This is a genomic window from Mitsuaria sp. MSU3D (assembly GCF_056867975.1).
Window position 1 is genome coordinate 4,052,397 of the sequence record NZ_CP200314.1, and the last position, 26,890, is coordinate 4,079,286.

The 26,890-nt window shown below is 68.5% G+C and carries 18 protein-coding genes; 5 read left to right on the forward strand and 13 right to left on the reverse strand.

Going from position 1 to position 26,890, the window contains the following annotated elements; translation table 11 throughout:
- Positions 1 to 10: 10 nt before the first annotated feature.
- Entirely contained in the window at positions 11 to 589 is a 579-nt protein-coding gene (locus AC1VNM_RS17885; protein WP_377160266.1) for a YqgE/AlgH family protein, read from the reverse strand.
- Positions 590 to 624: 35 nt separating this feature from the next.
- Here AC1VNM_RS17885 and AC1VNM_RS17890 point away from each other — a divergent pair, with 35 nt between their 5' ends.
- Positions 625 to 2,091 (forward strand): cryptochrome/photolyase family protein, encoded by a 1,467-nt coding sequence (locus AC1VNM_RS17890; protein ID WP_483107815.1) that lies wholly within the window; start codon positions 625 to 627, stop codon positions 2,089 to 2,091.
- 45 nt (positions 2,092 to 2,136) lie between these two features.
- On the opposite strand, the gene AC1VNM_RS17895 is transcribed toward AC1VNM_RS17890, so the two are convergent.
- The 11 genes from AC1VNM_RS17895 to AC1VNM_RS17945 form a co-directional block, all read right to left on the reverse strand.
- On the reverse strand, positions 2,137 to 3,108 hold the full coding sequence (locus tag AC1VNM_RS17895; protein ID WP_483109299.1) for a response regulator: 972 nt from the start codon (positions 3,106 to 3,108) through the stop codon (positions 2,137 to 2,139).
- A 68-nt stretch (positions 3,109 to 3,176) separates the two neighbouring features.
- Entirely contained in the window at positions 3,177 to 3,815 is a 639-nt protein-coding gene (locus tag AC1VNM_RS17900; RefSeq protein ID WP_377160262.1) for a response regulator, read from the reverse strand.
- Positions 3,796 to 5,241, reverse strand: coding sequence for a CHASE3 domain-containing protein (locus AC1VNM_RS17905; RefSeq protein ID WP_483107816.1), 1,446 nt, complete (start codon positions 5,239 to 5,241; stop codon positions 3,796 to 3,798). Before AC1VNM_RS17905 ends, AC1VNM_RS17900 begins: the two co-directional genes overlap by 20 nt.
- Before the next feature lie 341 nt (positions 5,242 to 5,582).
- Positions 5,583 to 6,620, reverse strand: a complete 1,038-nt coding sequence (locus tag AC1VNM_RS17910) for an alpha/beta hydrolase family protein (protein WP_483107817.1) — start codon at positions 6,618 to 6,620, stop codon at positions 5,583 to 5,585.
- 15 nt (positions 6,621 to 6,635) lie between these two features.
- Positions 6,636 to 7,694, reverse strand: a complete 1,059-nt coding sequence (locus AC1VNM_RS17915) for a GGDEF domain-containing protein (protein WP_377160256.1) — start codon at positions 7,692 to 7,694, stop codon at positions 6,636 to 6,638.
- Positions 7,695 to 7,756: 62 nt separating this feature from the next.
- Positions 7,757 to 14,566, reverse strand: a complete 6,810-nt coding sequence (locus tag AC1VNM_RS17920) for a hybrid sensor histidine kinase/response regulator (RefSeq protein WP_483107818.1) — start codon at positions 14,564 to 14,566, stop codon at positions 7,757 to 7,759.
- Positions 14,567 to 14,652: 86 nt separating this feature from the next.
- Positions 14,653 to 16,914: a methyl-accepting chemotaxis protein gene (locus tag AC1VNM_RS17925; RefSeq protein ID WP_377160252.1), complete on the reverse strand. Its 2,262-nt coding sequence runs from the start codon at positions 16,912 to 16,914 to the stop codon at positions 14,653 to 14,655.
- A 61-nt stretch (positions 16,915 to 16,975) separates the two neighbouring features.
- A complete protein-coding gene (locus AC1VNM_RS17930) occupies positions 16,976 to 17,494 on the reverse strand; it encodes a chemotaxis protein CheW (protein ID WP_377160250.1) in 519 nt (172 codons plus the stop codon).
- A 4-nt stretch (positions 17,495 to 17,498) separates the two neighbouring features.
- Positions 17,499 to 17,864: a response regulator transcription factor gene (locus AC1VNM_RS17935; RefSeq protein ID WP_088406380.1), complete on the reverse strand. Its 366-nt coding sequence runs from the start codon at positions 17,862 to 17,864 to the stop codon at positions 17,499 to 17,501.
- 122 nt (positions 17,865 to 17,986) lie between these two features.
- On the reverse strand, positions 17,987 to 18,382 hold the full coding sequence (locus AC1VNM_RS17940) for a response regulator (protein ID WP_331615093.1): 396 nt from the start codon (positions 18,380 to 18,382) through the stop codon (positions 17,987 to 17,989).
- Positions 18,383 to 18,507: 125 nt separating this feature from the next.
- Complete coding sequence (locus tag AC1VNM_RS17945) at positions 18,508 to 18,699, reverse strand: rubredoxin (RefSeq protein ID WP_088406382.1); 192 nt, start codon at positions 18,697 to 18,699, stop codon at positions 18,508 to 18,510.
- A 134-nt stretch (positions 18,700 to 18,833) separates the two neighbouring features.
- Here AC1VNM_RS17945 and thiD point away from each other — a divergent pair, with 134 nt between their 5' ends.
- From thiD to AC1VNM_RS17965, 4 genes are all read left to right on the forward strand, one after another.
- Positions 18,834 to 19,793 carry a bifunctional hydroxymethylpyrimidine kinase/phosphomethylpyrimidine kinase gene (gene thiD / locus AC1VNM_RS17950; RefSeq protein WP_483107819.1) on the forward strand — a complete coding sequence of 320 codons (960 nt, stop codon included), beginning with the start codon at positions 18,834 to 18,836 and terminating at the stop codon, positions 19,791 to 19,793.
- Positions 19,794 to 19,874: 81 nt separating this feature from the next.
- Positions 19,875 to 21,161, forward strand: coding sequence for a glutamate-1-semialdehyde 2,1-aminomutase (gene hemL, locus AC1VNM_RS17955; protein ID WP_483107820.1), 1,287 nt, complete (start codon positions 19,875 to 19,877; stop codon positions 21,159 to 21,161).
- 148 nt (positions 21,162 to 21,309) lie between these two features.
- On the forward strand, positions 21,310 to 22,674 hold the full coding sequence (gene mpl, locus AC1VNM_RS17960) for a UDP-N-acetylmuramate:L-alanyl-gamma-D-glutamyl-meso-diaminopimelate ligase (RefSeq protein WP_431100153.1): 1,365 nt from the start codon (positions 21,310 to 21,312) through the stop codon (positions 22,672 to 22,674).
- A 120-nt stretch (positions 22,675 to 22,794) separates the two neighbouring features.
- Complete coding sequence (locus AC1VNM_RS17965; RefSeq protein ID WP_377160240.1) at positions 22,795 to 23,874, forward strand: AI-2E family transporter; 1,080 nt, start codon at positions 22,795 to 22,797, stop codon at positions 23,872 to 23,874.
- Between the two features lie 88 nt (positions 23,875 to 23,962).
- On the opposite strand, the gene AC1VNM_RS17970 is transcribed toward AC1VNM_RS17965, so the two are convergent.
- Positions 23,963 to 26,713, reverse strand: a complete 2,751-nt coding sequence (locus AC1VNM_RS17970; protein WP_377160238.1) for a zinc-dependent metalloprotease — start codon at positions 26,711 to 26,713, stop codon at positions 23,963 to 23,965.
- Between the last annotated feature and the right edge of the window lie 177 nt (positions 26,714 to 26,890).

The following is a 26,890-nucleotide window of genomic DNA, read 5'->3' on the forward strand; positions in this document are numbered from 1 at the left end:
CTTCCGGGGTTCATGCGTGCCCGGCCTCCTGGCTGAGCATGCGCGGGTCGATGCCGAGCAGCGCGAGCGCCTTGTCGTAGCGCTCCTCGATCGGCGTGTCGAAGATGATCTCGGGCGTGGCGTCGACGGTGATCCAGCCGTTGCGGCCGAGTTCCTCCTCGAGCTGACCGGCGGCCCAGCCGCTGTAGCCCAGCGTGACCAGCACGCGCTTGGGACCGGCGCCGTTGGACAGGGCTTCGAGCACGTCACGGCTGGTGGTCATCTCCAGCCCGCCGGGTACGGCCAGCGTCGCGCTGTAGTGGTTGCCCTGCTCGTCCAGCGCTTCATGCAGCACGAAGCCGCGCTCCGTCTGGACCGGGCCGCCGAAGAACACCGGCCGCGCGGCCATGTCCACATCGGACAGCTCCAGCTCGACCTTCTCGAACAGGTTGCCCAGGGTCAGCGAGATCGGCTTGTTGATGACCAGACCCAGCGCGCCCTTCTCGTTGTGCTCGCACAGGTAGATGACGGAGCCGGCAAAGGTCTCGTCCACCATGCCGGGCATGGCGATCAGGAACTGGTTGGTCAGGTCGATGCGTTCCTTGGACATAGAGACGGATTCTATTTCACCGACACTCCCTCTCCATGAACGCCCTTGTCTGGTTCCGGCGCGATTTGCGCGCGGACGATCATGCCGCCCTGTTCCACGCCCTCAAGCGTCACCCGCGCGTGTTCTGCGCCTTCGTGCTGGACACGGACATCCTGGACGTGCTGCCGCGCGCGGACCGCCGTGTGGAGTTCATCGTCGACGCCCTGCGCGTGCTGGACGCGGACCTGGCGGCGCTGGCGCCCGGCGCCGGGCTGATCGTGCGGCACGGGACTGCGCGGGAACAGATCCCGGCCCTGGCAGCGGAACTGGACATCGGCGCGCTCTACTTCAACCACGACGACGAGCCGGACGCGCTGCGCCGCGATGCCGATGTCGGCGACACGCTGCTCGCACGCGGCGTGCAGGTGGAGAGCTTCAAGGACCACGTCGTCTTCGAACGTTCGGAGATCCTGACGGGCTCACGCAAGCCTTACGGCGTCTTCACGCCCTACAAGAACGCGTGGCTGCGGGAGATCAATCCGTTCTTCCTGAGCAGCTATCCGGTCGAGCGCTATGCGTCCCATCTGGCGGAGGCGCCCCAGCGCGGCGTGCCGTCGCTGGGCGACATCGGATTCGAGCCAGCCGGTCTCGCCGCGGCGTTGACCGGCGGCAGCGCGGGCGCGCAGCGCCTGTTCGAAGAGTTCCTTGAACGCATCGACCGCTACACCGACACACGCGACTTTCCCGCCGCGAAGGGTCCCAGCTATCTCAGCACGCACCTGCGTTTCGGGACGATCTCGATCCGCCGCCTGGCACGCGAAGCCTGGCAGCGCGGCCATGCGCCGCAGGCCGGCAAGAACGTCAGCGCGGGCGCGCAGACCTGGCTGTCCGAACTGATCTGGCGGGACTTCTACCACCAGGTCCTGCATCACCATCCACATGTCGTGGGGGGTGCGTTCCGCCCTGAATACGACCGCATCGCCTGGGCCGGCGGCCCCGATGCGGATGCCGACTTCGAGGCCTGGTGCCAGGGCCGCACCGGCTATCCGCTGGTCGACGCGGCGATGCACCAGATCAACGAGACCGGCTACATGCACAACCGGCTGCGCATGGTCACGGCCAGCTTCCTCATCAAGGACCTCGGCATCGACTGGCGCCGCGGCGAGGCCTACTTCGCCGAGAAGCTGATCGACTTCGACCTCGCCGCCAACAACGGCGGCTGGCAATGGGCCTCATCCAGCGGCTGCGATGCGCAGCCCTACTTCCGCATCTTCAATCCGGTCAACCAGAGCGAGAAGTTCGACCCCGACGGCAAGTTCATCAAGCGCTACCTGCCGCAACTCGCGAAGCTGCCGCCCAAGCTGATCCACGCACCGTGGCTGGCGAAGCCGGCAGAACTCGCGGCCTGCGGCGTCGTGCTCGGGCGCGACTATCCGGAGCCGGTCGTGCGGCATGAGACGGCACGGATGGCGACGATGGCGCGCTATGCCGTGGTCAAGGACCGGGGGTTCTCCGGGGAATGAACGTCACGGGCATGTGAGCGTCATGCTGAGGGCATCGGTGTCCCGTCAGTGCACCACGGCGCTGCCGCTTTCGGGCAGCCGCGTGCCGTGGGCGCGGGCCTCCGCCAGGATGAGCAGTCCGCGTGCGGAGACCGCATCGCGCGGATAGACGGCGAGGCCGACATGGCTGTCCAGCCTGGCCTCATGGCCGCCCAGATCGAAGGGGTCGGCCAGCGATTCGCGGATGCGGTCTGTCAACGCTTCCGCCTCCTGCGCCGATCCGCAGCGGGAGACGACCAGCGCGAACTGTTCGTTGGCATGTCGCGCCAGAAGGTCGGCCGGGCCGGCGCAGCCCGACATCCTCCGGCCGATCTCGACCAGCACCGGTGCCGCCGCCGACACGCCCTGGCTGCGCAGCAGCGCCTCCAGCCCCTTCAGCACGACCACCGAGACGGCCACCTTGCCGGCCTCGGCATGGACCATGCGCAACACCTGGTCCAGCCGCTCGAGCAAGGCGACCTGTCCGAGCAGGCCGGTCGCGGCATCGCGCAGCAACGGCGACGGCCGCTGCTGCCGCCCGACCACCAGCTCGCTCTGCAGCAGTTCATCGAGATCACCGAAGAGCGTCTCCAGCCCGCTCCCCTTGTCGTAGAAACCGTCGGCGCCAGCCTTCATGCACATGTCTCGGTAGGCATCCATCGCGTGATGCGTGAGCATCAGGATGCGCCCGCGATAGCCCTTGGCGCGCAGCCTGCGCAGCACGTCGATCCCGGTTCCCACCAGCAGGGTCATGTCCAGCAACACCGTGTCCGGCTGCAGCCAGTCGATCAGCGCGATCGCCTGCGGCGCGGAGTCCGCCTCGCCCACGACGCGCGCGCCGGGCAGGTCCTCAAGCCGGCGTGCCAGGAGCCGGCGGATGGCCGACGAGTCCTCGACGAGAAAGATATCCATGAAGGGGTGCTCCGGATCGACGCGGCGACTGGTTGTCACCGCCTGCCCGGCATCTTGCGCGCGCCCTTGCGCCCGCAGCAGCAGCACCGCGCCCAAGCTGGTGTCGGGTTGCCTCCGCAGGGTTTGTCGGGCAATCACCTACGTCTTGCGCCCGATCACTGGATGTCCGTGAGACCGTGCTGGACGCAGTACTTCGTCAGCTCGGTGTTGTTGCGCCAGCCCGTCTTTTCGAGGATGCGCGCACGGTAGGTGCCGACCGTCTTGGCCGACAGGTGCATGGTGTCGGCGATCTCGGCCGGCGTCTTGCCGGCGGCGATCAGCAGCATCACGCGGTGCTCCTGCGCCGACAACTGCTCATGCGGCAGTTGCCCTGGCGTCGCGCCGCTCAGCAGCCCCAGCAGGTGATCCGCCATCGCCGCCGTGACATAGCGCCCGCCTTGCAGCAGGCGCTGCAAGGCGACGACGAGCTCGTCGGTCGCCTTGTCCTTCGGGAGGTAGCCGGAGACGCCCATCTGCAGCAGCCGCGCCGCGTAGGCGGACTCCGCATTGAGGCTCAGCACCAGCACGGGCACGCCCTTGATCGCGCGCAGCATGCGGCTGGCGCCCTCGGTCCCGCTCGCGTCGGGCAACGACAGGTCCAGCACCAGCGCGTCGGGCTTGTTCGCCTGGCCGAGTTGCAGCCCCTCGGCGATGGTCGACGCTTCGTCGATCACCGCCTGCGGCCAGTAACCCTGGATCAACTGCTTGACCCCGAGTCGCATGATCGGATGGTCGTCAACGATCAGAAATCTCATCCCAACCCTCCTCGTTCTCCCGCCTCGCGACGGCACCACTGGTGATGCCGTCCGCGCCCCCCGCATCGTCTGCGCCAGCGTCCAGCGGCACCCGGACGTCGATCCGCGTGCCGCGCTGGGGCGCCGGCCCGAACATCATGTCCCCGCCTGCGAGCACGGCGCGTTCCCGCATGTTCCGTAAACCTGACGCGTCCACCCGCACATGGCCGGGGCCCACCCCGTCGTCCTCGATCCTCAATCGGTACTCGCCGTCCTCGAGGCGCGACTCGATCGTCAATTGCTGCGCCTGCGCATGCCGCAGCACATTCGTCGCGGCCTCCTGGAGCAGGCGGAACAGCTGGTTATGCTGCTCGGGCGTCAGCGCCTCGTCGGACGCGAGGTCGACATCGACGATGAGATCGCTCTGCCGCTGCAGCCCCTGCACGTAGTGCTGCACGGCCGCGGCGAAGCCGAAGTCGTCCAGCAGCGGCGGACGCAGCGTGTTGGCGATGCGCCGCGCCGCGCCGATGACTTCGTCGGCGATGGTCAGCATCTCCTCATGCATCGGTTCCTTGGCCGGCGCGATCTTGCGCGCCAGGGACAGCGCCAGCATCTTGGCCGCCGTGCCGAGCTGGCCCAGTTGATCGTGAACCTCTCGCGCCAGACGGCGCCGCTCCGCCTCCACGCTGCGATCCAGCTCCGCCGCAAAGCTCTGGATCTGGCCGAGCGCCTCGGTCAATTCGCGGGTGCGTTCGACCACGGCGCCTTCCAGTTGCGCGTGACTGTCGCGCAAGGCGCGCTCGGCCTGGTCACGCCGCTCGCGTTCCATCCACAGCGCCGCCATCGCCGCAGCCACCATCACGCCGCCGGCCAAGGGCAGCACCTGCGCCAGCAGCGTCGTCTCCTTCGTCTGGATCGCGACAGCCGATTCGATCCCGTCGATCCGCTGTTGCTGCACGGACTTCAAGCGGCCGAGTTCGCCGCGGATCTCGTCCATCAGCTGCTTCCCCGCCACGTAGGCCTGACGGTCCTTCAGCACCGATTCGCCCTCTTTCCAGCGGCTCTCGACCTGGCGTTCGACCTGCTGGCGGCGCTCGGCGATGAAGCGGTCCAGGCGCACGAACGCCGCCTCCTGGCGGTCGCCCGAACGCGCGAGCGCGGTCTTGAGCTCGGCATAGTGGGCATCGAGGTCGCGTTGGGCGTGCTCGTACGGCTGCAGGAACGCGGCGTCGCCGGTGATCAGGAATCCGCGTGTGCCGGTCTCGAGATCGATCAGCAGCGCATTGAGGTCGGAAATCAGTTGCTGCGTGCGCAACGCGTGGGCGCGCACGTTCTCCTGACGCGTCAATTCGCCAAGACTGCGGTACTCGCCGTAGGCGGTGGCCACGAAAGCAACGCAGCCGGCCAGCAACAGGCCCGCAGCCACCGGAAAGGTCAGCATGCGCATCAAAGGTCCGGGCTTGCGCGCCCGTGTTGGTACAACCCTGTGGACGACGGCATCACAGCGATGACATCCGCGCCGACATCCACCCCAGTGCTTCTGTGGCTCGCGACATGTCGTCGCGCCTCTCTACGGCCCCTCGCATCCGGGGCCGGTGTCGCGTCTCTCTGCGGAGACCGTTCACATGGGCCTAACGCTAGAGGGGTAGCGCCGGAAAAGCAAGTCCCTGCTCACGTGCCGCGTTCCGCGGAAGCCACGTCGACCCGCCGGAGTCCGCGCTCAATACACGACGTACTCGATCGCGGGGTCAGGACTTGACCCGATCGCACGTCCTGTTCAGGCTCGGATCAAGGGGCTTGCCAGCGTGCGAGCAACGCGCCGTGGCGCCGTTGCCAGTCACGCAGCGGCGCGTCCTCACCGTCCAGGACCAGACGGAGATAGGCCAGGCTCAGTTCACGCGTGGCCGCCTTGACCTTGGGATTGAGGTCGAAGCCACCGGTGTTCATCCGGTCGGTGAAGATACTGTGCGAGCCGCCGCTGAACATCGCCAGCGCCTTGTGCGGACCGCCGGTCGCGTCGAACAGCGCCACACGGTCCGCCGGGCCGCTGTAGTAGCCAGGGATGGTGATCTCGTCGTCGGTGGCGCTGATGTGCAGCGTGGGGATGGCGATGCCGCCCAGGATGGGCACGGGGTCGCCTTCACCGTAGAACGGTGGCGCGGAGATCAGGATCGCCGCCTTGAAGCGCGGATCGGCCAGGGCGGGCATCGACGCGGCACCCCCCAGCATCCCCGTGGACGCCGACACCTTGGCGCCGGCAAGCAGAAGGCTGGTGTTGGCGCCGTAGGAATGCCCGGCGATCGCGAGCCGTGCCGGGTCGAGCTGAGGACCCAACGGCCCGGCGAGCAGTTGGTCCAGCGCGAAGCGCACGTCCTGCGTGCGGTCGACAGCTTCTTCCGGCTGGGCCGCATGCTGCAGCCGCAGGACCAGATTCAGCGAGTTGGACCAGCCGAAGCCGCCCGTCCACAGCCGGCGGTCGCTGCCGATGTGCTGGACGTGCATCGCGACCACGCCGTGGGCGGCCCAGTAGCTGCCAAGATAGCTGTAGCCTCGACGCGAGCCGCCCATGCCATGCGAGAACACCACCACCGGCCAGCCACCGGCCGGGGCGGCGCCGCCGGGCCAATAGACGCGCACGGGGACCGCGCGATGGCGAGCGGGATCGGTCCAGTCGAAGTCCTGCCAGTGGTGGCTGCCGTCGTCGGCCAGTTGCGCACCAGGCTGCGCCGGCAGGTCAGGCCCGCTCGCAGGCGGGGAGAGGCGCAGCCGATGAGCAGCGCCGTGAACGCTGCGACCGCCGAGGCGGCGAGCGCGGTCCAGCGCCACGTCCTGGTCACGATGTCAGAAGAGTTCGACGTCGCTCAGGTGCTTCGCCTCGGACATCGCGCCTTGCGCGACCAGCGTGGCGTGGCTTTGCACCTGGTTCCGTCCCGCGCCCTTGGCGTGATAGACGGCCTTGTCGGCGCGCTCGAAAGCCGCAGCCGGCGAATCGCCGCCGCGGATCTGCGTGAAGCCGATGCTGACCGTGATGCGACCGACCTGCGGGAACGCGTACTGCGCGGTGTTGTTGCGGAATCGCTCGAAGGCATGGGCCGCGTCGGGCTCGTCCTCGCATCGCATCAGCACGACGAACTCCTCGCCGCCGAAGCGGTAGAGCAGGTCGTTGAAACGGAAGCTGCTGCGCATCAGCCGCGACAGCAACAGCAGGACCTCATCGCCGATCAGATGGCCGAAACGATCATTGATCGACTTGAACAGGTCGATGTCGATGACGCCCAGCCAGTAGCGCGGATGCACGGCGGCATGCCGGCGATCCTCGCCCGTCTCATCCTGCGCGGCGGCCTCGCCCAGCGCGCGCATCGGCAGTTCCGAGACGGCCTTCAGGAAGCTCTCATCGAAGGTCTTGCGGTTGAGCAGGCCGGTCAGCGTATCGCGCTCGCTGTAGTCCAGCAGCCCCTGGAAGTTGTGATAGATCCGCAGCACGCTGGAGACCATGCGCTGCGCCTCGGCCTTGAGGCGGCGCGCGGTGTGCAGTTCCAGCACGCCGACGACCTCGCGCTCGGTGGCGAGCGGGAACAGCGTCACCCACTCGTCGCCCTCGCGCTGCTGCAGCACGCTGCGCTGCGTCAGGCATTCGAGGCGACGCGCGTGCTCGGCCAGTCTGGGCAATGATTCGGGATCGACCCACAGCGAGTCGGCCGTGGCGACCGAGTCGCCCGAGCGCAGCCGTGCCCGGGTCAGCCAGCGTTGCTGGCCGGGCTCGCCGACGCAGCGGTAGATCGCCACCGCGGCCACCGGGCCGTTGAGCAGATCCCGCAGGGCGGTGACGAGCGTGACGTCCATGACATCGCGGTCACGGAAGCCCGTCAGTTCGGCAAGATGGTCGACTACCCCGGACATGGTGTTTGCAGCGTGGAGGGAGGATCCTGGCGCCGGCTTTCCGATGTCCGGGAGGCCGGACGCTACGCCCTCGCCGGCTGGCCGGCGGACAGATGCGAAGTGTATCGGGCGATCAGGCCCAACAGGTGCTCTTCGTCATAGGGCTTGCCCAGGTAATCGTTGACTCCGAGCCGTTGTGCATACTCGCGGTGTTTCTGAGCGATCCGCGACGTGATCATGATCACGGGCAGTCCCGCCAGACGCGCGTCGGCACGCAGGTTGCGGACCAGGTCGAAGCCGTCCATGCGGGGCATCTCGATGTCCGACAGCACGACCGTGGGCAACTCGTCACCGCCCAGGCGCTCCATCGCATCCAGGCCGTCCTTGGCCAGGAGCACGCGGTAGCCCTCGCGCTCCAGCAGGCGCTGCGTGACGCGGCGGACGGTCAGCGAGTCGTCGACCACCATCACCAGCGGTGCGAGCTGAACCTTGGCTTCCTCGACCACGACCTGGCGCGCCGCCGCTTCGGCGTCGTGCACGCGCTGCTGCGCAGCGTGGCCGTAGCGGTTGGCCAGCGCCACCGGGTTGTAGATCAGCGCCACGTCGCCCGACGCCAGCAGGCTGATGCCCGCCAGACCCGGCACCTGCATCAGCTGCGGGCCCAGGTTCTTGATCACGACTTCCTGGTTGCCCAGGACTTCGTCGCAGTGCAGCGCCAGACGCTGCTGCGCGCTGTGCACCAGTGCCACGGGCAGCGTCTTGCCATGGGCGAAGCCGCGGTCGCTGTGGCGCATCAGGCCGCCGAGCCAGTAGAAGGGCATGCGCTCGCCGGCCGCCATCAGCGAGCCGTCGACGTAAGCCTGCTCCACCGTCTCGACCGGCAGACGCTGCACCGACAGCATCAGCGCCGCCGGCACCGCGACCTTGCGATCGCCGTAACGCAGCACGACGACCTGCGTCAGCGCCGTCGTCAGCGGCACGCGCAGCTCGAAGCTCGCGCCCTGCCCCGCGGTCGACTGCGTCAGCACGTAGCCGCCCAGCGTGTTCACTTCGGAGCGGACCACGTCCATGCCGACGCCGCGCCCAGCCATTTCGGTCAGCGCATCGGCGGTGGAGAAGCCCGGCTCGTAGATGAGGTCCATCAACTGCGAATCGCTGACGTCCTGGCCCGGCTGGATCAGGCCCTGGCTCTCGCCGCGGGCGCGGATCCGCGCCAGATTCAGGCCGGCGCCGTCATCGCTGAAGCGAACCTGGATCTCGTTGCCTTCCTGATGCAGGTTCAGCACGATGCGGCCCACCGGGGCCTTGCCGGTCTGCTGGCGGACGTCCGGCGTCTCGATGCCGTGCACCACGCTGTTGCGCAGCAGATGCTCGAAGGCGCCCGTCAGACGTTCCAGCACGGCGCGGTCCAGTTCGACGCCGCCGCCGCGAATCTCGAGTTGCGCCTGCTTGCCGCTTTCGCGGGAAGCCTGCCGGACGACACGATGCAGACGCTCGCCCAGGCTGCTGTCGAACTCCACCATGCGCGTGCGCAGCAGGTCGTCCTGCAGCTCGCGCGTCAAACGGGACTGTCCGGCCAGTTCGTCTTCGCCCGCCGCGACGTTGCGCTGCAGGCCGCGCTGGACCGTCGCCACGTCGTTGACGGACTCGGCCAGCATCCGGGTCAGTTCCTGGAAGCGGGTGTAGCGATCGAACTCCAGCGGGTCGAAGTCCTTGCCGGTGGCCTGCGCGGCTTCCTGTCGAGCGGCGATGCGGGCCTCGGCCTGCAACTCCAGCTCACGCAACTGCGTGCGCAGGCGCTCCAGGTTGTCGTCCAGGTCGGACAACGACGTGCGCATCTGGCCCAGCTCGGATTCCAGACGGGCACGACGGATGGACACTTCGCCGGAGAGCGCAGCCATGCGTTCCAGCAGCGCGCCACGGACGCGCACTTGCGCGGCCGGAGCGACCGGCGCGCTTTCCAGCGGCTGGCCAAGATCAGCGACCTCGCTGAAGTGCGCCCAGTCGATCTCGATGTCGGCCAAGGGTGCCGCCACGGCGGGTGCGGGAACCGGCGCCTCTTCGACCGTCGGCACCTCGGCGACCGGCTCAGCGATCGCGGCAACAGGCTCGACGAAGGGTTCGGCAATGGGTTCGGCGATGGGTTCGATCACCGGTGCGGCCGCAGGTTCTTCAACCGGCACAGCCGGTTCGACGAACTCCGCAATCTCCGCGGCCGGGATCTCCGGTTCGGCAATCACGTCACCGACTGGGGCCGGGATCGCATCCGAACCCTCGGCGGGCGATTCGACGGTCTCCACGGCCTGGACGGACGCGGGAAGCTCGGCGATCGGCGCGACCGGCGCCATCGGTGCGGGCACCACCGGCGTCGGATTGCGCCAGGTCCGCTGGAGCGTCTTGAAGGTATGTTCCAGGCTGTCGCCGGCGTCCTGCAACGCGAGCAGTTGCTCGAAGCGGGGTTCGCCGTCGGCCAGGAGGTGCTCGATCTGCGATTCCAGGCGGTGCGCTTCCTCGCCGAGACGCATCGCGCCGGACAAGCGGGCGCCGCCCTTGAAGGTGTGCAGCACACGCATGCAGGCCGCGGCACGACTGGTGTCCGCCGGCTGGGCCGCCCACTCGCGCAACGCGCCGTGCAACTCACCCAGCAGGTCTTCGGCTTCCTCCTCGAAGATCGGCATCAGTTCCGGCTCGATCTGGTCGGGCTGGTTGAAGTCGAAATCGTCGTCGGTCGCCTCGGCGGCCCGATGGAAGGCGGCCTGCGAGGTGGGGAATTCAGGCTCGTCCGGAACGACCGGCGTCACCGGAACGCTCAGCAGGCTGGCCGGCAGCGAGGCGGTGGACACTTCCTCCAGCGACATGGCCAGCAGGCCCTCGTCGCTGTCGGCATGACCGTCGGGCAGCACCGAGCCCGGCTCGAAGGCCTGCAGTTCGACCAGCAGCGCCGGATCGGCTTCCTTCAGGAATCCGGCGGCGAACTGATGCAACAGGCGGCGGATCTCGTCCGAGGCGCGTTGGAAGAGCGTCGGGTCGCCGACCTCATGACCCTGGGCGCGGCCCAGGGCATGTTCCAGGCAGCGGGCAAGCGTCGACAGGTCGTCGAAGCCGACCGTCGCCGCGCTGCCGGCCAGGCCGTGTGCCAGCGCTTCCGCGTCCTGCGGCAGCGGGGACTGCGGGAGCAGCGACCACTCGGTCAATTCCACCTGCAGACGGCGCGAACGCTCGTCGGCTTCGTTCAGGAAGATGTTGAACAGCGCGATGCTGATGCGCAGCGGGCCGATGACCTTGACACCTTCGTCGCTGTCCTCGGCGTCGACATCCTCGTCGAGCGTCTCGATCGGTGCCTCGGCGGCCGGCGGAGTGACCGCCGTTCCGCCCACCAGGCTCAGCGCCGGCGCGTGCGTCGCGGGCACGGGCGGCGTGTCCAGGTCGAGGTCCGGCAGGTCCAGATCGGACAAGGTACGCGGCGACAGGCCTTCCGGCGGCGTGTCGACCAGCTCCTGCCCCAGGTCCAGCGTCAGCGACAGATCCGGCGCAGACGCCGCATCGATCGCGGTCACCGGTTCGGTATTCAGGTCGGACAGATCCAGCAGGTCCAACGCAGGCTCGTCGACCACCGACGCGACCGGCAGCTCGTCCAGCGGCATCGGTGTCGTGGCCTCGATCTCGACCATCGCCGCATCTTCCGGCCAGCCAGCCGGCAGGTCCATCGTCACATCCGCTTCTTCGACGGACGTCAGCGTCGGCTCCAGGGCCTGAGTCGGCTCGTCGTGGAAGACCGGCGGCTCGACGGCAAGTGGCGACTCGGCTGTCGACGGTGTCGGCAGCGACGACGGCTCGATCACGTCAGCCACGGTCGGCAGCGACATCGTCGTGTCGAGCGCGGGCAGGTCGGCCGCGGACAGCGCGTCCAGGTCGATCGAGGAACGCAGTTCCGGCACCGCCCGGGTCAATTCGGGCAGCTCGCCCGGGAAGTCCAGGGAGAAATCGGCGTGAGGCGTTGCGGGCTCGACGGCGGTGACGATGCCCAGGTCAGCCACCGGCAGCGCCGGCACGTCCAGGCCGGGAAGATCCAATGCCGGCAGATCCAGCGACGGCAGGACCGAGCCCGTCGGAACCGGTTCCGCGTCCAGGCTGGCGAGCAGGTCCAGCGCGGCCCGTTCGTCGGATGCAGGTTCGGACGTGGCCGGCTGCGCAGGCGCCGCGACCTCGTCGGCGAGCGACAGCTCCGGCAGACCGGAAAGATCGATGTCATGGACTTCGTCGACGGTGGGAACCTCGACGACTTCAGCCACCTCGGCGACCTCGATCACGTCAGGGACCGAGCCGACCTCGACCACTTCCACCACCTCGACGGCGTCAGGCAGGGCGGCGATCGGCGCGGCTGCGGGGGCGACCGGCTCGGCCGACACCTGCAGCGGCACGTAGCGGTTTTCCAGGCGCAGCGCGTCGGCGGAAGCGCGGAATGGCGCGCTGTGGAAACCGTGCGGACGCCCTTCGGCGATCGCGGCGGCCCAGGCCTGGAAGGCGTCCAGCGCTTCGTTGCTGAAGCGCAGCAGGTCCGAATCGGCCTGCGGATGCTCCGACAGGCGCTGGTTGTACAGCTGCTCGCAGGCCCAGCCTGCTTCGCCGAACTCGTTCAGCCCGACCATGCGCGAGCTGCCCTTCAGCGTGTGGAAGGCGCGACGCGCGGTCGTCAGCTGTTCCTTGTCGCTGCCGTTGCGGGCGAGCGCAGTCATCGCCTCTCGAGCTGTCGTCACGACCTCGGCCGCCTCCTCCAGGAAGATGCCCAGCATCTCCTCGTCGATGGCTTCCTCGGCCTGCGGGATCGGCGCGCTCGGCGCCTGCGCCGGCGGGGCCGCGGGGGCGGCGGCCTCGATGAACTGCTGCAACGACTCGGCCGCATGGCTGCCTGCGGCGTCGCCGCCGGCCGACAACAGCTGCTGCTGCGCCTGCTGAGCCGCCTGCGCCATGCCGAGGTCGTCGGCGGCGCGGGCTTCGTGAGAGATCCGCTCCAGATCGCGGGCCAGATCCTCAGTCGAGCGATCGCCCTGCGCAACCGCTTGCGCCGTGGCCTGCAACTGATCGATCAGCTGGGGCTGTGCCGCAGCTTCCGCAGCGGCCAGTTCCTCCCCGTCCGCCTGCAGTTCGCTTTCGCGGCCCACCAGCGACTGCAGCAGTCCGGTGTCTTCTTCGAAGCGGAACATGCGCTTGGCCAGTTGCGGCTGCACGCTCAGCATGTCGATCAGGAAACCCAACGCGCCCAGGTTGTGGGCGAGCCGGTCGAATTGCGCGCGCGGCCCCGACAGCGTCGGATCGACCTCGGTGTTGGCCAGCTCGTCGACCTGGTCGCGCATCTTCAGCGTGGCTTGCGCGGCCTGCGACAGGCCCAGCACGCTGAACACGCCCCGCATCGCCTGCAGCTGTCCCGGCACCGGGATCAGCAGGTCGCGCTTGCTGGGGTCGCGGAAATACTCATCGCACTGGCGCTCGACCTCGGACAGGCTCGCGCGCAGTTCATGGACGACGGAGCCCAGCGTCTGCCGGTCGGCGACGCGGCGATAGAGCTCCTCCATCCAGCTCTCGAGCGCCAGCGGGGCCTCGCCGTGACCCACCGACTCGATGCGGCGGGCCAGGCTCTTCACGCGCTCGCCCTGTTCAGGCTGGTCGAAGGCTTCGTCCTCGAGCGCGGCCTCCAGATAAAGCATCGACGTGGCGATCTCCATCGCCAGCGCCGGCTCGGGCGCGCGGCCCGAACGCAGCGTCGTGACGACGGCGCGGCGCAGCGTGTCGCCCAGCACTTCACCACTCGGGAACAACTTCTGCAGCGACTCGGCGACGTTGGCGAACTGCTCGTCCAGGCCACCCAGCCGGTGGGTCTCGCCTTCGGCGGCAGAGGCCCAGGATTCCTTCGCCGCGACCACGCGACGCTTCGCGGCAGCGACCCAGTTCGGATCGATGCGGCCCAGCGCGTCGTCACGGTAGTCGACGGTGTCGGCCTCGATCAGGCCATAGGCCTGCTGCACCGCGCTCAGGCGCGGCGCGGAGCCGGGCTGCGCATGCTTGGCGGCGGCGGCAAAGAACAGCAGATCCTTGGCCAGGCGCTCGGAAGGCGCCGCGTCGCTGCCGGCGCGCAGTTGCGCGAGCAGGCGCGAACCGAGCCGCTTGACCAGCGTGTCCACCGGCAGCAGGCCGCGCGATTGAGCTTCGAACTGGCCCGCGGCCAGCATCCACAGCGTCCGCGCGTTGGCCTGGGTCTGCGTCAGCGCCAGACCGGCGCACAGATCGCTCAGCAGCTGCCCTTGTCCCGGCGCCGGCGCGCGCATCTGCTTGAGCAGCAGCGCCTCGAACGGGGTGCGCATCTGCTCGGACGTCAGCGCGCGCACGCCACGGTCCAGCGGCAGTTCGCGCCAGCGGAATTCCTCGGTCCACAGGTCGGCCGGGTGGATCCGACCGGCGCCGTTGAGTTCCTGCAGCGTCTGGTAGGCGGGGAACAGCGCCAGCGAACTCGGCTGTCCGCCAGCCAGTGTCTTGGCGATGAAGGCGAGCACCGCGAAGTCCGCGCGCTCGACCGCCTCGACCTCGGCGATGCTCACGGCGGCCGGGTTTTCGGCCAGACGGAACAGCGTCGCCTCGGCGGCTCGAAGCAGATGCGCCGCGGCGGGCAGGCTGACGACCGCCAGCACGCCGGCGGCCTGGTGCATCTGCTGGGCCGCGCCTTGCAGGGCGGGACTGGGCTGGCCGTCGCCGCCCAGCGTCGTCGACCGCGCATCGGCATCGCGCAGCACGCGGCGAAGGGCCTTGTGCACCGATTCCAGCGTGCGGCGCAGCTCCTCCTGGACCCAGGCCAAGGGGCTCAGGTCGGCGGGGAACTCGGATTCGCGCGTAAGGTCCATGCTCGCTCTTGTTCTCTTCTAATTGTCGACGCGGTGCGGGGTGATCCCTGTTCTACCGGTGTGGCCGCGTGGCGGGGCCCGTCCGATCAGGACGTGACCTTGAACCGGGCCACCGATTGCTTCAGCGCTTCCGCCGACCGCGACAGCTCATGCACCATCTGGGCGGTGGAACGCGTACCGTCGGAGGTCTGCTCGGTCACCGCGAAGATGTGCTGGATGTTGGCGCCGACCTCGTTGGCGGCGCGCGCTTCGTTCTGCGCGACCGTCGAGATCTGGCCGATCAGGTCGTCCAGGCGACGCGACACCGAGTCGATGTCTTCCAGCGCGCGACCGGCCGCGTCGGACAGCTTCGTCCCCTCGACCACCCCCAGCGTGGAGCGCTCCATGGCGGCCACCGCATCGTGCGTGTCCGTCTGAATGGTCTTGACCAGCGCCGCGATCCGGCGCGTCGCGTCGGCGGAACGTTCCGCCAGACGCTGCACTTCTTCCGCCACGACCGAGAAGCCGCGACCCGCTTCGCCGGCCGACGCCGCCTGGATGGCCGCGTTCAGCGCCAGCACGTTGGTCTGCTCGGTAATGTCCGAGATCAGCTCGGTGATCTCGCCAATTTCCTGCGAGGACTCGCCCAGCCGCTTGATGCGCTTGGACGTCTCCTGGATGTGGTCGCGGATCTGGTTCATACCGCCGATGTTGTTCTGCATCGCCTCCAGACCCTGCTCGGCCGCTTCCCGCGACTGGCGGGCCACGTCGGCGGTCTGCTGGGCCTGCGCGGACACCTGGTTGATCCGGTGCGCCATCTGCAGCACGGCCTCGCCGGTGGCGCGGATCTCGTGCAGCTGTTCGGTCGACGCGGCCAGCAGTTCGGTCGAGGTCTGGTCGACCTGCGCGGTCGTGTCCGTCACCCGGACCGCCGTCGTCTGCACCTGATGCACCAGCGAGCGCAGTTCTTCCACGGTGTAGTTCACCGAGTCGGCGATCGCGCCCGTGATGTCCTCGGTCACGGTCGCCTGGTGCGTCAGGTCGCCTTCCGCCACCGTCTGCAGTTCGTTCATCAGTCGCAGAATCGCGGCCTGGTTCGCGTCGTTGACGCGCTTGGCTTCCTGCTCCTGCGCCTCGGCTTCACGACGCTGTTCTTCCGCCATCTGGGCACGACGCGACTGGTCGGACACGTACAGCCGCAGGAAGCCGACCGAACCGATCACCAACACCGCCAGCGAGGCCAGCATGGCGATCAGCACCGCCGGATTCAAACCGCCGGCGGATTCCAGGCCGACGCCCAGATCGTCCAGGTCCTTGCGAAGCAATTCCGAGTCGTTGAGCATCGCCGTCTGCGCTTCCCGCGCAGACACCAGGCCCTGCAGGTTCGACAGGATGGCAGTGGCCTGCGAGCGGGTCTGGTCGTACTGCGACAGCAGCACCTTCAGACGTTCGCGCACCTGCGCGTCCTTGGCGCCGTTCAGGCGCAGCTCGGGGTTGCCGTTCAGCAGCGCCTGGGCGATCTCGCGGAACGCGTTCAAGTCCTTGCCGAGCAGGAATACAGCCTCCGGGCTCACGCCTTCCTGCGTCAGGAATTCGTTGGCGGACTTGCCGATCCGCTGGGTCAGCATCACCAGCTGACCGACCGCGGCGACTTCGCCCGTCGGCGCCGAGCTCTGCAGCGACAGCGAGGCCACGGCCTCGGCGCTCTCCAGCAGGTCCGACGACTGCCGGTTGATCGCGCGCAGCGCGGCGCCGACCTGCGTCAACACCTTTTCCTGCGCCAGCATGACCTTGGTGTTCTTGTCGGCGCGCGCCACCATCGGGGCGATCTTCTCGAGCAGCGGATCGACCGAGCCCGGCGCCTTGGCCAGCTCACCGCTGCCGTCGCGCAGCGAGCCGATCACGCCGGTCAGGATCTCCGACGCTTCCTTCATTTCCGGGAACGCGTTCTTGTTGCCCAGCAGCGCAGTCGAGACCGCCTTCGCCAGACGCTGCGACTGCGTCGCTGCCTGACCCGCGCCGCGCACCTGCGCCGCGGAGCGGTTCGAACTGATCAGCGACCAGGACACCGTCAGCGTCGTGCCGATCAGACCGGCGGCCACCAGCGCCGTCAGCAGGCCGGTGCGGCGCTGCTCGGGCTGGCGGGCCACGGCCGGCATCGGCGTCGGCGATTCCGGGGCGGACGCCGAGGGCTGATAGCCCGCGGACGTGTCCTGGAACTCCGGCGTGGGCTGCGCCGTGGTGATGATCGAGGGCTGGAAGTCTTGCGTGTCCTCCGGCGCCGAGCCCGCGTCGGTCTGCGGACCGGCGTCGAAGTCGTCGTTGCCCTCGTTCTTGCCCTTGTTCTTGATCTTGTCCAGGAAGCTCATCTCACCCTCGTTTGATCTCGTTCGTCGAATCGGCGCCTGTGACGGGACCGTCGTCTGGCTATCAGTTCAAAACAATGCGCAGGAATTGCGGATGCTGCGTCAGCGCATCCAGGTCCAGCACTTGCCAGCGCCGGCCCTGCCCGTCGCGCATGCGGGCAGGAGCGAAATCGGGATGGCCGCCCGCATCGGGCTCGGCCTGGAGCTGTTCATCGCCGCGCAAGCCCAGCAGCTGGTCCACCAGCAGCGCGCAGTTGATGCCCAGTTCCGGATTGATCGACACCAGCCGGTGGGCCGATGTCAGCGGGGCCGGGCCCCGCAGGCCAAGGAAGGCCGACAGATCCACGACCGTATGCAGACCGCCCCGCAAGTTGGCCACGCCCAGCATCCAAGGTTGCGTGTACGGGACCGCCTGAAGCGGCACCGGCGTGAAAATTTCGCCGGATTGCTTGAGCGGAAGCAGCAGGCCGAGGCCCGCGCATTCGACCGCCAGCCAACTCGCGGCCTGCGGCGCTTCACGCGCCGCCTGCATGCGCTGCGCCAGCCGTTGTTGAAGTTCGCGCAGCGCTTGCTTGTTGGCCATGATGTCAGCCCAACGCCTTGATCTTGGCCAGCAGCTCGTCGGCCTTGACCGGCTTGACGACGTAGTCGCGCGCGCCCTGGCGCATGCCCCAGACCTTGTCGGTTTCCTGGTTCTTGCTCGTGCACATGATCACCGGCACGTCGGCATAACGCTCGTCACGGGTGATGGCGCGGGTCAGCTGAAAGCCGTTCTGGCCGGGCATGACCACGTCCATCAGGATGAGGTCGGGCTTTTCCTCGGCCAGGCGCTTCATCGCCTCTTCGCCGTTCTCGGCGGTGCGCACGGTGAAGCCGCGTTTGGTCAGCAGGTCGCTCAGCGCGTGCAGCTCGGTCTTCGAATCGTCGACCAGCAGGATCTTGTGGATGGGCATGGGATCTCCCTCTGTCTTGGCTCGTGTCGATTCGCGTCGGTGGATTCGTCGTTCGAGCCAGGCGTGAGCGTCGTTGGATGTCGTGGATGAGGTCGTTGAAAGCGGGCTGTCCGTCGAGCCGGTCAGCCCACCTGGCAATGCTGTCGGACCGCCTGCAGCAGCTGGTCCTTCGTGAAGGGCTTGGTCAGGTAGTCCTGCGAGCCGACCATCCGGCCGCGGGCCTTGTCGAACAGGCCGTCCTTGGACGACAGCATGATCACGGGCACCGACGCGAACTGCGGGTTGCGCTTGATGATGGCGCAGGTCTGGTAACCATCCAGGCGCGGCATCAGGATGTCGCAGAACACGAGGTCCGGCTGGTAATCGCTCAGCTTGGCCAGCGCGTCGAAACCGTCTTCGGCCAGGACGACCTCATGGCCGCCCTGCTTCAGGAAGATCTCGGCGCTGCGGCGGATCGTGTTGCTGTCATCGATGACCAGCACCTTGGTCGCCGTGCGGGGGCTTGCGCTGGAATCCAAGCTCTTCTCCGTATTGTTCAGACAATGGTTGTCAAAGAGATTTCAGGCTCGCGACAGGCGCCGAGCACTGGAAGGAACGCCGGATGATCGAGGACCGGCACCTGGCCGAAAGCTCGATGCGAGGGTCAGATCTGGACCATTTCGAAGTCTTCCTTGCGGGCGCCGCATTCGGGACAGGTCCAGTTCATGTCGACATCTTCCCAGCGCGTGCCGGCAGCGATGCCGTGTTCAGGGTCGCCCACGGCCTCGTCGTACATCCAGCCGCAGATCAGGCACATCCAGGTCCTTGCTTCGCTCACGATGGGTTGACTTTGCATCACTACAATGATCGAAAGATTGTAGCCATGCCCCCGGTCAGGCCCGGGGGGCGGAAGTACCGATGAAACAACAGTCGGTTGCGGTGCTTCTTCACGTTATGCGCACCAGTTCACGGCTTATCGCCGAACCATTCATGAGCCGCCCAGACCCGCACCAACAAGATCCCCAGGACGCCGCCGCGATCGATGACCAGGACTCGCCGCCCCCGGCCTGCGTGATGAGCTTCAACGCGTCCGACCCCAGCGGCGCGGGCGGCAGCGCCGGCGACGTCGCCACCATCGCCGCCATGGGCGCGCACGCCCTGCCCGTCGTCACCGCCATCGTCATGCGCGACACGGCCGAGGTCTTCGACCACCAGACGCTGGACGGCGACTGCATCGTCGAGCAGGCGCGCTCCATCCTCGAGGACGTCCCCGTCGCCGCCTGGAAGGTCGGCTTCCTGGGCAGCGCCGAAGGCGTCTCCTCGGTCGCCGAGGTCCTGTCCGACTATCCCGACGTGCCGCTGGTGGCCTACCTGCCCAGCATCTCCTGGCTGGACGAGGAACAGCAGCAGAGCTACCTCGACGCGTTCCGGGAGCTGGTGCTGCCGCAGACGCTGGTGCTGGTCGGCAACCAGAAGACGCTGAGCGACTGCCTGCTGCCCGACTGGGACGCGGACCGCCCGGCGTCCCCGCGCGAGCTGGCCGTCGCCGCGCAGCAACACGGCGCCGCCAACGTCCTGGTGACCGGCATCCAGTTGCCCAACCAGTACATCGACAACGTGCTGGCCAACTCCCAGGGCGCGATCACCGGGGAGAAGTTCGAGCGTTTCGAGGCCAGCTTCGTCGGCTCGGGCGACACGCTGTCGGCGGCGCTGGCGGCGCTGCTGTCGGTCGGCTCGGAGCCGCACGACGCCGTCGGCGAGGCGCTCGCCTTCCTCGACCAGTCGCTGGAGGCGGGCTTCCGCCCCGGCATGGGCAACGTCGTGCCGGACCGCTTCTTCTGGGCGCTGCCGCCCGGCGAGGAGGGGGAGGAAGGCGCCGAGACCGCGCCGGCCACCGACGAGATGCCGATCGACGAGCCGTCCAGCCGCGGCCCTCGCCGCATCCATTGAGACCGCCGAGGGCGCCCGCGCGGCGCCCTTGTCCTTTTCCGCCTTGAGTTGGCCGAGCGCCACGCAGCACCGGATTTCCCCATGAGCCAGAACGAGACCCTGTTCGCCCGCGCCCAGCGCGTCATTCCCGGCGGCGTGAATTCGCCGGTGCGCGCCTTCCGCGCGGTCGGCGGCACGCCGCGCTTCATCACGCGCGGCGAAGGCGCCTACATCGCCGACGCCGACGGCAAGCGCTACATCGACTACATCGGCTCCTGGGGCCCGATGATCCTGGGCCACGGCCATCCGGCGGTCGTCGAGGCGGTCCAGAAGGCCGTGCTGGAGGGCTTCTCCTTCGGCGCGCCGACCGAGCGCGAGGTCGAACTGGCCGAGGAGATCCTGGCGCTGGTCCCCAGCTGCGAGCAGGTCCGCCTGGTCAGCTCCGGCACCGAGGCGACGATGAGCGCGATCCGGCTGGCCCGCGGCGCGACGCAGCGCAACAAGTTCATCAAGTTCGAGGGCTGCTACCACGGCCACACCGACGCGCTGCTGGTGAAGGCAGGCTCGGGCCTGGCGACCTTCGGTCACCCGACCTCGGCCGGCGTGCCGGAGGCGACGGCGCAGCACACCATCGTGCTGGAGTACAACAACGTCGCCCAGCTGGAAGAGGCCTTCGCCCTGCACGGTCCGGAACTGGCCTGCGTGATCGTCGAGCCGATCGCCGGCAACATGAACTTCGTGCGCGCCAGCGTGCCCTTCATGACCCGGATGCGCGAGCTGTGCCGCGAGCACGGCGCCCTGCTGGTGCTGGACGAGGTGATGACCGGTTTCCGCGTCGGCCTGCGCAGCGCGCAGGGCGTGTACGCCGACCTGATCCCCGGTTTCGTGCCGGACATCAGCGTGTTCGGCAAGGTCATCGGCGGCGGCATGCCGCTGGCGGCCTTCGGCGCGAGCCGCGAGATCATGCGCCACCTGGCCCCGCTGGGCGGCGTCTACCAGGCGGGCACGCTGTCGGGCAACCCGGTGGCGACCGCCTGCGGCCTGGCGACGCTGCGCGAGATCAAGAAGCCCGGATTCTTCGATGCCCTGTCGGCGCGCACGCGCCGTCTGGTCGACGGCCTGAAGACCGTGGCGGCCGAGAACGGCGTGCCGTTCAGCGCCGACAGCGAAGGCGGCATGTTCGGCTTCTTCCTGATGCCGGAGCTGCCGCAGAACTACACGACCGTCATGACGACGGACAAGGAGCGCTTCAACCGCTTCTTCCACGCGATGCTGGACGCCGGCGTGTACCTGGCGCCGGCGCTCTACGAGGCCGGCTTCGTGTCCGCCGCGCACACCGATGCGGACATCGACGCCACGCTGGAAGCAGCCCGCGCCGCACTGCGCTGAGCGCGTCGGCAGACCGGGCGGGCGGCCCGGTTGCCGGTTCGGGAAAGCCTGGCCTCGGCAAACACTGAGCCAGCACTGTCGCGATCCTTTCAAACCGCGACAGGCATTACGCTTGCTTACCGATTGGTACAGCAGCTGAGAGACAGACATGCATATCCACATCCTTGGCATCTGCGGCACCTTCATGGGCGGCCTGGCGGCCCTCGCCCGTGAAGCCGGCCACACGGTGACCGGTTGCGATGCCAACGTCTATCCGCCGATGTCGACGCAGCTGGAGGCCCTGGGCATCGAGCTGATCCAGGGCTTCGGCGCGGAACAGCTGGCCCTCAAGCCCGACCTGTTCGTGATCGGCAACGTGGTGACGCGCTCGTCCGAGGGACGCTTCCCGCTGATGGAGGCCATCCTCGACGCCGGCCTGCCCTACACCAGCGGACCGCAATGGCTCGCGGAGCACGTGCTCCAGGGCAGGCACGTGCTGGCGGTCGCCGGCACGCACGGCAAGACCTCGACGAGCTCGATGCTGACCTGGATCCTGGAATCGGCGGGCCTGGCGCCCGGTTTCCTGATCGGCGGCGTTCCGCAGAACTTCGGTGTCTCGGCGCGCCTGGGCGGGGGCAGCTTCTTTGTCATCGAGGCCGACGAGTACGACACCGCCTTCTTCGACAAGCGCAGCAAGTTCGTCCACTACCGGCCGCGCACGGCGATCCTGAACAACCTCGAGCACGACCACGCCGACATCTTCCCGGACCTGACCGCGATCGAGACCCAGTTCCACCACTTGGTGCGAACGGTGCCCGCATCGGGGCGGCTGGTCGTCAACGCGCGCGAGGAAGCGCTGCAGCGCGTGCTGTCGCGCGGCTGCTGGAGCGAGGTGCAACGCTTCGGCGCCCGCAAGGAGGAGCCCGGCGCGCTGCGCGCGCGCGGCGAGCCTCAGTCCTTCGACGTGCTGCGCGGCAGCCTGAAGGTCGGCCACGTCAACTGGGAGCTGCTTGGCGAGCACAACCAGCTCAACGCGCTGGCGGCGATCGCCGCGGCGGAGCACGTCGGCGTCGATGCCGGGCAGGCAGCGGCATCGCTGGACAGCTTCAAGAACGTGCGCCGGCGGCTGGAACTGCGCGGCGAGGTGCGCGGCATCAAGGTCTACGACGACTTCGCGCACCACCCGACGGCCATCCACACGACCGTCGACGGCCTGCGCCGCCGGATCGCGCCGCAGGAACGCATCCTGGCGGTCTTCGAGCCGCGTTCGAACACGATGAAGCTCGGCACGATGAAGGCGCAACTCCCCTGGGCGCTGGAGGAAGCCGACCTGAGCTTCTGCAACCAGGACGGCCTGACCTGGGACGCACGCGAGGCACTGGCCCCGCTCGGCGAGCAGGGCCTGGTGGGCGCGAACGTCGACGACCTGGTGGCGATGGTCAAGCGCGCGGCCAAGCCCGGCGATCATGTGCTGTGCATGAGCAACGGCGGCTTCGGCGGCATCCACGAAAAGCTGCTGGACGCGCTGAAGTAAACCGGCGATCCTGCGCCGCCGGCCCGGTTTGCATCGGCGGCGGATGGGCACGCCGCGTGCCGATCCGGCGATCCCCGCCCCCTGCAAGATCCTTCAAGATTCCCGAGGAGCGACTTCACGATGAGTGGTCCTGGCAAGCTGGTGCCTGCGCTGCAGAACCGGTCCTTCCTGTGCCTGCTGGCGCTGGTGACGGTGGCGTTCGGCTGGATCGTGTGGCCGATGATGAGCGCGATCCTGTGGGGCGTGGCGCTGGCCATCGTGTTCCAGCCGCTGTATCGCAAGCTGCTGCGCAAGACGAAGCGGCCCGGGCCGTCGGCGGGGCTGACGATCCTCGTGATCCTGCTGCTGGTCGTGCTGCCGATGACCTACGTGATGGGCGCGCTGGTGCGGGAGGCGGCGGTCGTCTTCGAGATGGTCAAGTCCGGCCAGTTCAACTTCAACACCTATGTGGCGCAGATCTACGCGGCGCTGCCGTCGTGGCTGCTCGACGTGCTGGAGCGGCTGGGCCTGCACAACCTGGCGAACCTGCAGGAGAAGCTGGGCAGCGCGCTGAACCAGGGCAGCCAGTTCATGGCGACGAAGGCGCTGGGTTTCGGGCAGGACACCTTCGATTTCCTGGTGAGTTTCTTCGTGATGCTCTACCTGCTCTACTTCCTGCTGCGCGACGGCGAGCAGCTCTCGACGCGCATCCGCGATGCGCTGCCGCTGCAGGACTCGTACAAGCGCCAGCTGGGCGAGAAGTTCCGGACGGTGATCCGCGCGACGGTCAAGGGCAACATCGCCGTGGCGGCGATCCAGGGCGCGCTGGGCGGTATCGCGTTCTGGGTGCTGGGCATTCACGCGCCGGTGCTGTGGGCGGTGCTGATGGCCTTCCTGTCGCTGCTGCCCGCGGTCGGCGCGGCGCTGGTGTGGGCGCCGGTGGCGATCTACCTGCTGTCGACCGGGCACGTCGGCTCCGGCATCGGCCTGATCGTCTTCGGCACCGTGGTCATCGGCCTGGTGGACAACCTGCTGCGGCCGCTGCTGGTCGGCAAGGACACCAAGATGCCGGACTACGTGGTGCTGCTGTCGACGCTGGGCGGGATGGCGGTGTTCGGCATCAACGGCTTCGTCATCGGCCCGCTGATCGCGGCGATGTTCATCGCGGTCTGGGACATCGTCGCGGCCGAACGGCGCTATCCGGTCGGAGACAACCACTGACCGGCCAGCGCCCGCACCAACGAAAAAGGCCGGCTTTCGCCGGCCTTTGCGTTGCTGGGCGTGCGACCGCGAGGCCGCTCGCCCGGCATCACGTCCGCGTCATCGTCGCCTTCAGCACGCTGCTGAGGAAGTCCAGGCTTTCCGCCAGGTGGGCGCGGGTCTCGATCGAGCCTTTGCCCTGCGCGGCGCGCAGGTCGCTCTGCAGCTGCACGGCGTGCAGGCGCAGCACCGCGTAGGCATCGGCGAACTGGCCCGAGGCCGCGCCGCTCTTCGTCAGGTTGGCCTGGATGCGACGCAGGTACTCGCGCTGCAGGTTGCGGCGCAGCGGATCGATCTCCGCGCCGGTCTTGAGCTCGCTCCAGATCGAGGCCTGCAGCGTGCCGTAGACCTCGCCGATCGTGATCAGGCCCTTGCGCTGCGACACCGGCACGTAGGCCGGCAGCTCCATCAGGCGGATCGCCGTCTGCGCCTGCAGCAGGCGGTCCAGCGACCCCAGCTGCACCCGCGCCACCGCCGCCGGGATATTCACGAAGCCCGCGCGCATGAACTCGACATAGTCGGTCGTGATCGAGGTCAGGAACTCCGGCTTGAAGCGGAAGCTGTCGGCGCTGAAGATGCCCTGCGCCAGGAAGCGCAGCGCCTCGCGCTGCTTGGCCGGATCGACCGGCCGCATCGCCGCGACCGACGCGCCCGGCACGTCGCGGTGCGTGTACATGCCGCCGACGTACTTGCCCACCAGGTCCGACGCGCGCGCCAGCTGGTTGAAGCCGCTGGCCAGTTGCCGGCGCTGGCGCAGCGGATCGTCGCCCGCTTCTGGCGTCCGGTTCTGCACGCGCGTCCACAGCTCCTGCGTCAGCTTCAGGCGCTTGCGGAAGTAGGCCATCGGGTCGTCGCCGAGGTCGAAGCGGTTGATCGTCGGATCCATGCCGTCGAACGGCCCGAAGCCGCCGGCGTCGGTGTCGTCCGCGTACGCATGACCCGGCAGCGTGTTCTGCGCGGCGACGCGCTTGAGCTCCGCCTCTTCCTGTTCCTTGGGCACCTGCTTGTAGGCGTACTCGATCGCCCAGTAGTCGTAGGTGCCCAGCGTCGTGTTGTTGTAGGTGGTCGGCGCCTCGCCTTCCAGCGGGATGTTGTAGGCGTTGTAGTCCATCACCGAGGCCGACAGGCCGTTGGCGTCGGTCCAGGCCTTGTCCTTGAGCTGCGCCTGCGTCACCTGCGTCGAGGCCTTGAAGTTGTGCTTCAGGCCGAGCGTGTGACCCACCTCATGCATGATCACGTCCTTGATCCGGGCCTGGATGAAGGCGTCGGCTTCGGGGCTGTCCGGCGCGATGTCGCCGCGAGCCTCGAGCACGTCCAGCGCGAAGTCCATCTCCGCCGCCGCGTCGTGCGCGTAGGTGCAGTAGGTCGCGTTGCGACCCTCGCGCCAGCCCTGGTTCAGCGCGGCCAGCGCCTGCGCCTCTTCCGCCAGCGTCGACACCTGGCCGCCGGCCATGCCGCGCGGCGCGTCTTCCGCGATGAAGGCGCGGCCGCCGCGGGCGAACACGTCGCTCATGCCGATGTCGGCGTCCAGGATCTCGCCGGTGCGCGGGTCCAGATGGCTCGGGCCGATCGCGAAGCCCACGTCGGACCCGACGAACCAGCGGATCGACGCGTGCGACGCGTCCATGTTGTCCCAGTCCGCGTCATCGGGCTGCTGCTTGGCCACGACCGCGTTCTTGAAGCCGATCTTCTCGAAGGCCTTGTTCCATTCCAGGATGCCGGCCTCGACCGCGGGGCGGTACTTCGGCGGGATGTTCTTGTCCATCCAGTAGGTGATGGGCTGCACCGGCTCGGACAAGGCCGCCGCCGGGTCCTTCTTCTCCAGGCGCCAGCGCGCGATGTAGTGGACGCGCGGATTGGGCTTGGCGTCGTCGCTCAGGTCGGTGAAGGACTCGGTGAAGTGACCCAGGCGGCCGTCGGCGCGGCGCGTGGCCATCTTCTCTTCCGGCAGCGCGCGGAAGTTGTAGACGAAGCCCATGAACATCGAGCGCGGATCCGGCAGCGCCTGCGGCGGCGTCGGCACCGGCACGGGCGGAGCCACCAGCGGCGGCGCGGGGATGCGCGGCGTGAAGTAGTGGACCTTGGCGTTCAGCGTCGTGAGCTGCGCGTCGGCGCGGGTGTGCTCGAAGTACGAGTTGCCGCGGTCGACGTTGTAAGGCAGCCGGTAGGCCATTTCCAGGCGCGTGGACATGCCGGGGATGTCGCTCAGCAGCAGGCCGGCGTCGACCAGGAAGGCCTTGCGTTCGGGGTGGTCCGCGCTGGCGACCGGACCGGCCGCGATCAGGCTGGGCGAGAACGCCTCCTCGCCGGCGCGCTTGCCGCCGCCCTCTGCGCGGAACGCCGTGTTCAGCGCGATCAGCTGGATCGAATTGCCGACGCGGCGCCACTCGGCCAGGATCTCCGGGCCCATCTGGCTGGCGTAGAAGCCGCGCTCGCCGATCGAGCTCGTGATGTTGATGGTGAACAGGAAGGGCTTGTTCAGCATCGCCCGCGGGATCTCGAGCCAGACCTTCTCGTCCTTGCGCAGGATCGGGAAGAGACCGTCGTCGCGCTTGGTGTCGCGGCTGACTTCGGCGAAGGGCTTCGGCGCGGTCGGATCGGCGGCGGGACGCGGCGCCGTCATCGGCGACGAAGCGCCCGGCTGGCCCGGTGCCCCCGAGGCGGCGCTGGCCGGCGGCTGCGCCGCCTGCGCGGTCGGCGCGGTGGTGGAGGTGCCGGCCGGGCCGGTCGTGGCGCAGGCGGTGAGCAGCAGCGCCGCGGCGGCGATGGCCGTCAGCTGGATCGTGTCCCTGTGGATCATGGATCGATGTGGTCGTGGGTCCGTCCTGGAGGGGCCGGACCGTGTTGAGAAAGCGGGCGTTGCGGTCGTTGCGCCGCATGGGCCCCGGTGAAGCGGGCAATGTGCGGGGCCGGCGCCCTCGCGTCAATGCGCACTAACGAGCGCGCAGCCCCTGCGAATCGCGCGTTTGGCGATGAT